Here is a 4,099-nt window from a genome sequence, read left to right as displayed (position 1 = left end):
TTCTGTATTTTTGATGAGGTTGATGCCCCGCTTGATGATACCAATATTGATAAGTTCAATAACATTATTCGCACTTTTTCTAAAGACTCGCAGTTTATCATCGTATCACATAACAAAAGAACCATAGCCAGTACCGATGTAATTTACGGAGTGACTATGGTTGAGCAAGGAATATCGCGTGTAGTACCGGTTGACTTACGTGAACTGGCCGATTAATACACTTCTATTATTTTTTTCCTTTTATACTAATATACATACCATGAAGCCTATGGCTGTTGGTTTTCACAGACAAAGTATTCCTTTGTACCGATGTCATTGTACGACCAGTAGATAAGCTTTGAACGGTTTGCTTTCCGGTATTTTGCGGATAAGCATTTGTTTTTATATAGGTTAAGGCATCATTCAGCAAGCCTTCGTTTTGGTCACCAAAAGCCCTGGTCAAATCATCATCATCCAGTTTACCAGTATATATTCCCCCATTAGGCGTTGGGCCGCCCGGTTCCATTCCAAGGTAATATCCACCTTCGTTGGCGGAATTTTTTATTTCAAATTCAGGTGTATAAAAATACTGTCCTTTAATTATCAAATTTGATAAAAAGCCAACCGGCTTGCCATAGGTTGGTTGCCCTATCATCTGCACATCCATTTTAGGCCTCAGGTTATTAATGGTCAGTTCACTTGCCGATGCTGTATTCCCGGTCACCAGGAAGAAAACCCTGCTAACATTAAGTCCTCCTGCTTTTGCAAATTTTTCAATTTGCGCGGCATTAGTAGGTTTAAAATAACCAGGACCAAAATCGCCTAAATTTTTCTTAAGGTTAGGATAATTATCGTTTTGTAAGTTAGCTGTCCAGTAAGTAGTATTCATTACGCTGCCTGATGCGCTTGCCGGAACTATCAGGTTTGACAGGTAGGTACTTGTCCTTACATCGCCACCACCATTATAACGCAGGTCAACAATCAGGTCTGTAACGCCTTTAGCTGCGAACGCAGAAAATACTGAATCAAGCTTGGGCTGTGCCACCTCTGGCGAAGTAAAATTATTAAAAACGAAATAACCGGCTACTTTACCACCAGTCAGCGAATATGTATTTGAATATATAAGCGGGTTTAAGGTATAGTTTTGGGCATTAAGATTTACAGTAACGGTGCCTCCGCTAAGCTTTTTTACCTGTAAGGCAACCGTGCTTGTATTATTAACAGCATTATAAACAAATTTATAACCAGCGTCATTTACCGGATCATTTGAGTTGGTAATATTAATAGCTGTACTACCATTTACAGCGATGATCTGATCGCCTCGTGTTAAGCCGGCCTTTGCTGCCGGAGATCCCGCATACACCAAACTAACCCTGATATCATCAACCGTATTGTAAAAATAATTAAACCCATAATCCCCTTTACTGGCATTCAGTTCGGTGTTTGTAGTCCCATCATCAATAAAGGAATATTTGGAGCTACCTGGGTTAAAATCATCATACTCATAGGGGCGGTTACCATTAAGCGGGTTTTTTGACAGCTGGGTATAAGCATCGATTTCGGCTGTTAGTTTATCTATATCGGTACTACCATTGGTATATTGCCGTGGATTAAATGTCTTATAATCTGGCAAAAAACTATTCCAGTAATAGATCTCTTTAGCATAATAGTAAATCGAATCCTGCGATATCTGCAACTTGGTTGTAGCCGAATCCGTAGGGGAATTATTACCGGGCCCTTTATCCTTTTTGCAGGCAGCCACTCCCCCTACCGAAAAAATCAATATCAGGTAAAATAATTTTCTCATATAAGTAAATTTAACTATTAACGCTACACCATGTAACGTAAGTATATAACATACGCTTACATTATTAAGTATGCAACAACATACCTTTACAAAAATTTATCAATGTTAATATAGTCAATTCCAACCGCTTCTGCACATAATCTGTCAGTTTCTGAATTTTCAATCATTGTGATATCCCGCCGCTGCAAATTATGCTCCTGCATTAACAGATGCAGCACATCCGGTTCGGGCTTAGCAACAGTTTCATCAGCAAAATAGCATACCAGGTATTTTTCAAGGCCATTCCATTCTATCTGTTTAATTTTGTTTACCTGTTGCTCCACGTTACCATTTGTTACAATGAATATCTTCTTGCGGTCAACAACAATGTCCTGCAGCAGGGTTAACATATTTTGATACAGCAACAATTTCAGTGGTAGCTTGGCCGTTATCAGCAGGTTATCAAAATTTGTCTTGTACTTTTCGGCAATAGCAAATTTTTCGGCTACCCTGTCAAAAACAAACTGCTCTCCTTCTGATACATACGTATCAGTCATCAAATTGGTTGTTTCCTTTGCATCAACCAGCTCTGTGTATTCCAGCAGATTGGCAAACAGGTAATAAACCTGAAAATAATAATCCTTACGCGGATAAAGTACATCATCCAATTCTAAGATGAAAGCACTCTTACGCTTATCAATATCCTTATAATTCATTTCCCTTAACCAGGATTTTTATATTATACTCATTAAATAATGTTTCGGCTTTCAGCAACAATGCTGTTTCCGGCTCACGAAACAAGTAAACAGCCTCAACGCCCATATCCAGGCATAAGGTAAGCATTTCATGTGTGTAACTTACCGATTCCGGATTTGGCAATCGGATCAGCTTACCGGGCTTCAGCATAAAATCGGGCAGGTCAAGATGATCGCCCATGATAATATGATCACTGTTTAACTGGTTTTTTAACTTATAGGCCGGGGCCGAGTTGGCCGCTGTTATCAATATATTCAATTTCGGAAAGGCTTTAAACAATTAAACCATCTTTCATTAAAACAGTACGATCTGAAAGATTGGCAAGGTCCTCATTATGCGTAACAATTACAAAGGTTTGGTTAAAATCATCTCTCAACTTAATAAATAATTCATGAAGCTCCAGCGCGTTTACCGAATCAAGGTTACCCGATGGCTCATCGGCAAATATCAACGCGGGGTTATTGATTAGTGCACGCGCTACGGCAACACGCTGCTGTTCGCCGCCCGATAGCTGGTTAGGCTTGTGGTTCACCCTGTCTTTTAAACCCAAAAGTTCCAATAGTTCGGTAGCTTTTCGCTCAGCATCGGCACGGTGGGTACCCGCTATAAAGGCCGGGATACAAACATTTTCAATAGCGCTAAACTCGGCCAGTAAGTGATGAAACTGAAATATGAAACCAATTTTACGGTTGCGAAAATCGCTCAGGCTTTTGTTGTTCAGCTTGCTCAACTCAATATCATTAATGAACAAACGGCCGGAGTCGGGCCTGTCTAAAGTACCTAAAATACTGAGTAAGGAACTTTTACCCGCGCCGGATGCGCCTACGATGGTTACAATTTCGCCCCGCTGTACTTCCAGATCAACACCTTTTAATATCTGCAGCTGTCCGTATGATTTGTGAATGGAATTGGCTTTTAGCATATTACAAAGTTAGTTTTTTTAGTATCAAGTAGCCAGTATGAAGTATCAAGACTGCTATAATTAATTAGTATCAGATAGTCAGTATCAGGTATCAAGACACCCTCCATTAATTGGAAAAGATGGCTATTAAAAATCTTGATACATGATACTAATTACTTGATACTGCCTCTTGATACTTGATAACAAAATTGTAGCTTTACCGCAAATTCTTCAAAAAACATGAATATTCACGAATATCAGGGCAAAGCCATCTTAAAGAGCTTTGGCGTTAGAGTTCAGGAAGGCATTGTTGCCGATACTGTTGAGCAAGCTGTAGAGGCTGCCCAAAAATTGAAAGAAGACCTGGGATCAAGCTGGGTAGTAATAAAGGCACAGATTCATGCCGGCGGCCGTGGTAAAGGCGGTGGTGTAAAACTGGCTAAAAATATTGATCAGGTAAAAGAGCACACCGGTAACATCATCGGTATGCAACTGGTTACTCCACAAACCGGCCCCGAAGGTAAAAAAGTAAAAAAGGTATTAGTTGCACAGGATGTTTACTACCCTGGCGAAAGCGAAACCAAAGAGTTTTATATGAGTGTGTTGCTTGACCGTGCAAAAGGCCGTAACATTATCATGTACAGCACCGAAGGTGGTATGGACATTGAAGAAGTTGC

General features: G+C 40.0%; 6 protein-coding genes. 2 read left to right on the top strand and 4 right to left on the bottom strand.

Annotation, left to right across the window (positions count from 1 at the left end):
- Window positions 1-216, top strand: a 216-nt coding sequence (locus AAGC65_RS25265) for a hypothetical protein (RefSeq protein ID WP_343115234.1), incomplete at its 5' end; no start/stop codon positions are given.
- A 10-nt stretch (window positions 217-226) separates the two neighbouring features.
- On the opposite strand, the gene AAGC65_RS25260 is transcribed toward AAGC65_RS25265, so the two are convergent.
- From AAGC65_RS25260 to AAGC65_RS25245, 4 genes are all read right to left on the bottom strand, one after another.
- Complete coding sequence (locus tag AAGC65_RS25260) at window positions 227-1,786, bottom strand: S41 family peptidase (protein WP_343115233.1); 1,560 nt, start codon at window positions 1,784-1,786, stop codon at window positions 227-229.
- Window positions 1,787-1,872: 86 nt separating this feature from the next.
- Entirely contained in the window at window positions 1,873-2,481 is a 609-nt protein-coding gene (locus AAGC65_RS25255; protein WP_343115232.1) for an HAD hydrolase-like protein, read from the bottom strand.
- On the bottom strand, window positions 2,471-2,779 hold the full coding sequence (locus AAGC65_RS25250; RefSeq protein ID WP_343115231.1) for a hypothetical protein: 309 nt from the start codon (window positions 2,777-2,779) through the stop codon (window positions 2,471-2,473). Before AAGC65_RS25250 ends, AAGC65_RS25255 begins: the two co-directional genes overlap by 11 nt.
- A 13-nt stretch (window positions 2,780-2,792) precedes the next feature.
- A complete protein-coding gene (locus tag AAGC65_RS25245; protein ID WP_343115230.1) occupies window positions 2,793-3,443 on the bottom strand; it encodes an ABC transporter ATP-binding protein in 651 nt (216 codons plus the stop codon).
- A gap of 219 nt (window positions 3,444-3,662) precedes the next feature.
- Between AAGC65_RS25245 and AAGC65_RS25240 the strand changes: the two genes are divergently transcribed.
- Window positions 3,663-4,099: ATP-grasp domain-containing protein (locus tag AAGC65_RS25240; protein WP_343115229.1), on the top strand; the 437-nt coding region annotated here is incomplete at its 3' end.

The organism is Mucilaginibacter sp. (genome assembly GCF_039207105.1).
GTDB lineage: Bacteria > Bacteroidota > Bacteroidia > Sphingobacteriales > Sphingobacteriaceae > Mucilaginibacter.
The sequence above is the reverse complement of the archived record's forward strand: the minus strand, read 5'-3'. Positions and strand labels throughout refer to the sequence as shown.

What these genes read in the sequence shown, in the direction of transcription:
- AAGC65_RS25245 (WP_343115230.1), bottom strand. Translation starts at nt 3,443, where the DNA reads ATGCTAAAAGCCAATTCCATTCACAAATCATACGGACAGCTGCAGATA.
- AAGC65_RS25260 (WP_343115233.1), bottom strand. Translation starts at nt 1,786, where the DNA reads ATGAGAAAATTATTTTACCTGATATTGATTTTTTCGGTAGGGGGAGTG.
- AAGC65_RS25255 (WP_343115232.1), bottom strand. Translation starts at nt 2,481, where the DNA reads ATGAATTATAAGGATATTGATAAGCGTAAGAGTGCTTTCATCTTAGAA.